Here is a 1,204-nt window from a genome sequence, read left to right on the forward strand (position 1 = left end):
GCACAGTCCGCTGCGTTGGAAGAAGAAAAGAAGAGGCACGAGGAAGAGAAGAAGAAACATAAGGAAGAGATAAAGAGATACGAAGAGGAACAGAAAAGACACGAGGAAGAGCAGAAAAGGCATGATGAAGAAAATAACAAACTGCTGGAGATGATTACTGCTCAGGCTGCCGCACTTGAGAAGGCTTTAAAACGAATAGAAGAACTGGAAAGAAAAAATGGTTCTGAATCTGCGGAATAAGTGGCCATAGTGTGCGATGGAACTTAATGTATTCTGCAGGATGCATAATGCTTAAAAGAGTACAGCAGGAAACAATATTGCAATGGATTTAGATTAAAAAAGGTTTAGATTAAAAAAATATAAAGAATAGCATCCAAACATTGCTGATAGCAGTATAACATGAGGGCAGGGATGCTATTTTTTGTTATTATGATTATCTGGATATAACATAACTGTAAAAATATGGATAATAAGTTTAAAATAGCTGTAACTTCAGCAGGTCAGCACATTTGCTGCGGCGATCGTACGAAAATGATTCAATGTGTGGAAATTCCATCGCTGTAGGCGATTTAAGATGGATTTTGGCAGTAACTGTGAAGAAACTGGACAGTTACAAATGGCTAATTATTCACATGGATTTATTCTCTTATATGTACTGAAGATATCCAACAGCATTTAGATTTTGGTTGATATTATTAAAATAGTATGTTATTATTATTCCGTCACACAGCAGTATCTATGCTGCTGTAGTATCCGGCCGTCCGGCCGTTCTTTCATTTCGGCGCTTCCTTTTCGAAGCAATAATCCGTAAATGGCAAAAACTTAATACAGGAGGAATATTTATGGAAAACAGGCTCAGGAATTATTTTCCGCTTATCAGGGAAAGAAAGGAGGTGTTGAAAGAAATTGGTGAAAGCAGCGGGCTGAAGGCGCTGTTTCAGAGCTGGACGCCTGAACGGCAGGAAGAATTTTTGGATTTCTGCACGGGTATGAAGGGCGTAAAGATCCTCTATGATTCCTTTTTTAAGGAAATCATGAGTCCGGAATATACACCCGGCAGACTGAATTGTTTTCTGTCGCTGCTGCTGGGGAAAAAGGTAGTGATTCGTCAGGTGCTTCCCAATGAGGGAGGCAGGATTGCGGACGAAAACACCTTATTAGTCACGGATATCCTGGTGGAATTCGAGGACGGAAGCCTGGCGGA

The 1,204-nt window shown here is 40.4% G+C and carries 1 protein-coding gene and 1 pseudogene; both read left to right on the forward strand.

The features are described from left to right. On the forward strand, positions 1–240 hold a 240-nt coding region (locus tag DXC51_RS29215; RefSeq protein WP_207660885.1), incomplete at its 5' end, for a hypothetical protein. 602 nt (positions 241–842) lie between these two features. Next, a pseudogene (locus tag DXC51_RS29220) lies at positions 843–1,204 on the forward strand (PD-(D/E)XK nuclease family transposase); the annotation flags it as partial.

It is taken from the genome of Eisenbergiella massiliensis, from assembly GCF_003435485.1.